The organism is Flavobacterium sp. 9AF (genome assembly GCF_902506265.1).
Classification (GTDB): domain Bacteria; phylum Bacteroidota; class Bacteroidia; order Flavobacteriales; family Flavobacteriaceae; genus Flavobacterium.
Window position 1 is genome coordinate 1 of record NZ_LR733600.1, and the last position, 3,837, is coordinate 3,837.

Consider the following 3,837-nt stretch of genomic DNA (forward strand, 5'->3'; position numbering starts at 1 on the left):
ATATAAAAACTTACTAAAAGTAAATAATTATTTACTTTTAGTAAATAAAAATAATTAAAAATGCTTTTTAAAAATAAATTTGAAAAATTTGCAATAATAGTTTGTCTACTTCTGTTTTTTGGATCTTTATTAGCTAATATATCAGAAAGGTTTCGGTTTACTGAATTTAGATGTTTTTATCTAATGGGTAAAATAAGTTCTCTTGTATTGCTGTTAATTTGCTTACTTTGGAGTGGAGTTAATATTCTTTTTTTATTTCATGAAAAATATGACAATAAAAAGAGACAATGGTTGTGGATAGGAATTACGCTATTTCCCATTTTGTTTTTTGGATTCTTTTTTTTTATCTATTTTTTTTAATCAAATATAAGAAGCAAGAATGTTGCCGCCATTGAACAATTAGTTATCTTTAATAAAATAATATTGAAAATGACTTTTAAAAATAAATTTGAAATAACAGGTTGTTTATTTCTTTTTTTTGGACTTTTATTATTTAGTTGTAAAGAATCTAAAATCGATAATTGTATTGCAGATATGCAAATTAAATTTATTTGTAATGTTCCTGGTGCAGATGTAGTAGTTTTTAAAATGATATCTAATCATGAACAATTAAGTTTAGATTTTGATAGTTTTAATTCGATAAAGGTAATTTTTAGTGATAGAGTCTTTACAGCTAGTGCTCAATTTGAACTAGAAAAATGGGGAGAAAATGACTATAGTTTAACATGGATGACACCTTATTTTGCTCAACATGGTTGTCATACTGAAAAAGAGTTTTATGATTTTTATAAGAAGAATGCATCTTTAAAAATTGTTTTATCAAACGGAAAAGATACATTTACATTTACAAAGTGTACTAAATAAGAAGATATGAATACCATTACCAAAATAAATCTTTCTAAGATAAAAAAATGCCATCAGTATTGGGAAGACATGCCTGAAAATGAAAAAGGAAGATTATGCTTGCAATGTAATCATACGATTATTGATTTTAGAAAAAGTACAGATGCAGAAATTGCGCAAGCCCATATATTTTCTGAAGATAAAGTTTGTGGTTTATATCATAAGGAACAGTTGGAATTTGCTTCATCAGCTAATAAAGGGAGAAATAGAACGCGTTGGAATGCCTTTTATATAGGACTATTTAGTTTTTTAAGTTGGAATACTTTAGGACAAGAAAAAAGCCATGAAATAAACGTTGAGCAAACCGATAAGAAGCTAAGTGTAAACCCTAACATAACAGTAAAAAAGCAAGAGCAGGATAGTTCGATAGTTAAAGAAATGATATTTATATCAGGTACTATTACTGATGAAAAAGGATTAGTACTTCCTGGAGCTTATGTTATAGTTACAGGAACTGATATAGGTGCAAATTCTAATGAGAATGGTTTTTATAAATTAGATATAACTGATGTAATTGAATCACTTGAAAAAGTTAATCTAGTATTTGGGTATGTGGGTTATAAACAAATTTTATGGTCTGAGGATAAAACTTATTTTGAACAAATAAAAGACGTAAAAGTCAATGTGCAATTTACAGAACCAGTTGAGTTATCTGTTTTTTATATTTATTCAAAAAAAGTTCCACTTCATAAAAGAATATGGTATAAAATCAGAAATGTTTTTCGAAAGAAATAATAAAAAAAAGCACTTTAATTTAAATATAAGTAAAGTGCTTTTATGCTATAATTGTAGAAAAAATTAAATCTTTCTATTATTTTGTCTTTGTTTAAAAAGTAATAGATTTTCTTCAATGATTATGGATAGGAATTACACTATTTCCCATTTTGTTTTTTGGATTCTTTTTTATTTCAATTCTACTAAACTAAAATGAAAAGTAGGTAAGTGCTATATAAAAAGGATTCGTAATTGAATTGAAAATAAATTCTAATCATCTATAGAAAACGGGTATTCATCAATAGATACTGCCGAGTGGTATTTGTCTATAAACAATTGTTAAAAAATTAGTGTAATTTTAGGTATGAATCTTAAAATGAGACTATTATGAATGCTAAATTAAAATTGTATATTATAGTCATTTTATCGCTAATTGCAATAAAATGTTCGAATGATGCTGAATATGATCATATTGTTATTGAGCCAACTATAAGTGCTGAGGAACTGCTCGACAAAGCGTATAATGAAATGATTAATCAAAAAGGGAAACCTTTACCAGTAGATGTAGTAAAAAGTAATGTAAAAAAAGTATATGTGCATTATATGCCTTGGTTCTATTCTTTAGAAAAGGACGGCTATTGGGGACAACATTGGACCATGACAAACAGGAACCCAAATAATATGGACAGCAATGGAAAAAGGGAAATTGCATCTCATTATTATCCTTTAATAGGACCTTATTCGTCTAATGATGATGATTTACAAGAATATCATTTGTTGTTAATGAAACTTTCAGGTATTGATGGCGTTATTTTTGATTGGTATGGAAGTAGAAGTGTAAATGATTATGCTCAGTTGAAAACCAGTACAGAATCGTTTATAAATGAAATAGAAGAAGTGGGTTTAAAATTTGCGATTATGTATGAAGATAAAACCACACAATATATGCAAACACAAAGAGTAAGTAGTTCTAGTATAGCTGCTGCTGCAAATGACTTGCAATACATACAAAACACTTATTTTACCAGTCCCAATTATATTCGCATTAATAATTCAGAATTATTGTTTTTGTTTGGACCTAATTATATAACTGATCCATTAGATTGGCAATTGATTATGGCTCAACTCAATTCGACACCCACTTTTATGTCTTTGTGGGCGGCTAGTAACCGATTAGGTCAATATGCTGGAGGAGAATACAGCTGGATTGATAGTAATCATTTAACAACGTTGTCCAATTATTATCAATATGCGTTTCAAAATAATATTCCTACAGTAGGTGGAGTTTATTCTGGATTTAATGATTATTATTATGAAGGTGGTTGGAGAACAACTACTGATCAAGATTGGGTTATACCACATAATGGAACACAAGTATTAGAACAAACTTTAAATTTAACAGATTCCTATCCTGTAGAATTTATTCAATTGTTAACTTGGAACGATTTCGGAGAAGGAACTATGATGGAACCTACGAATGAATTTGGTTATAGTTTTCTAGAAAAGATTCAAGCTTACACAGGTGTTACCTATACTGTTGAAGATTTACAATTACCTTACCGATTGTATTTATTACGAAAAAAATACAAAAATGACAATCGATTGCAAACTATCTTGGATCGTGCCTATCAATTCATTTTTACTTTAGATTTAAATAATGCTAAAAATTTATTGACTACAATTGAAACGCAATACGGAACATAATGGAAGAACATAAAATTATTTATATATACAATTTTTAGGCATTACTCTTAATGACTACTTTGCAAAACTCTTTATGTTAAAAAAAACACTTTGTTACTTACTTTACAAAGTGTTTTTAATTTTTTAAATATTCTTATTGTGTTGTCTTTCGTAAAATAAAGCTAAATTATCTACATTTATGTTACCGTGATTATCCACTACCTTATTTTTAAATAATAATTGAATAATATCTTTTAAGCTTTTTCCAATTAATTGTGTGGATTTAATAGTTACTTCGTTTTTTGGAAATACCAATCTTATAAAATCGTCATCTAAGTACGAAATTGTATTGTTATTGTTAATTTCAATGTAAATTATTTCTGTAGTGGTGTCTAATGTAAAAAGAGAAATTTCGCTTCCCATTTTTCTTTTATCGAAATTAAAAACACTTTGATTATCAATAAGGACTTTTCCTTTTTTAAAATCAACATCTTGGGAATAACAATTGAAAGTAAATAATAAAAGGGTTAATAGTAC

At 27.3% G+C, this 3,837-nt stretch carries 4 protein-coding genes; 3 read left to right on the forward strand and 1 reads right to left on the reverse strand.

Annotated elements, in window-relative coordinates; all coding sequences use genetic code 11:
- Positions 1 to 429: 429 nt before the first annotated feature.
- The 3 genes from HALO113_RS16790 (at position 430) to HALO113_RS16800 (ending at position 3,321) form a co-directional block, all read left to right on the forward strand.
- Positions 430 to 864, forward strand: a complete 435-nt coding sequence (locus HALO113_RS16790; RefSeq protein ID WP_159780292.1) for a hypothetical protein — start codon at positions 430 to 432, stop codon at positions 862 to 864.
- Between the two features lie 6 nt (positions 865 to 870).
- Positions 871 to 1,638, forward strand: a complete 768-nt coding sequence (locus HALO113_RS16795) for a carboxypeptidase-like regulatory domain-containing protein (RefSeq protein ID WP_159780293.1) — start codon at positions 871 to 873, stop codon at positions 1,636 to 1,638.
- A 366-nt stretch (positions 1,639 to 2,004) separates the two neighbouring features.
- Positions 2,005 to 3,321, forward strand: coding sequence for a glycoside hydrolase family 71/99-like protein (locus HALO113_RS16800; RefSeq protein ID WP_159780294.1), 1,317 nt, complete (start codon positions 2,005 to 2,007; stop codon positions 3,319 to 3,321).
- A gap of 123 nt (positions 3,322 to 3,444) precedes the next feature.
- Here HALO113_RS16800 and HALO113_RS16805 read toward each other — a convergent pair.
- Positions 3,445 to 3,837: hypothetical protein (locus HALO113_RS16805; RefSeq protein ID WP_159780295.1), on the reverse strand; the 393-nt coding region annotated here is incomplete at its 5' end.